This is a genomic window from Haemophilus sp. UMB1048 (assembly GCF_030218125.1).
Classification (GTDB): domain Bacteria; phylum Pseudomonadota; class Gammaproteobacteria; order Enterobacterales; family Pasteurellaceae; genus Haemophilus_D.
Genome location: NZ_JASOPB010000119.1, coordinates 1 through 262, shown reverse-complemented (window position 1 = coordinate 262; position 262 = coordinate 1). Strand labels below are relative to the sequence as shown.

Here is a 262-nt window from a genome sequence, read left to right as displayed (position 1 = left end):
CATCAGGTGATGCGCCAACCGCAAAGCCTTCTTTAAGTTCAACAACCAGCGTCCACGGCCCCAGCGGTTTCAGCATCCAGCCGATCCAGCCGCCGTCCAGCGGCTGGCCGCGCAGCCAGCCTTTTTTGGCCAGCCCCGCGATGCGGCCGCCCGGCGCTTTGCGTCCGGCCCAGCGGCTGAGCGAAGTGGCTGTGAGCTCCGCGTCGCTCAGCGCCCAGACGTGGCGGTCAAGCTGGCGGAACGGCGCCAGCAACTGGTAGTC

The 262-nt window shown here is 67.6% G+C and carries 1 protein-coding gene; it reads right to left on the bottom strand.

From position 1 onward, the window contains the following. Positions 1-262: DUF4132 domain-containing protein (locus tag QP437_RS10140; protein WP_285267746.1), on the bottom strand; the 262-nt coding region annotated here is incomplete at both ends.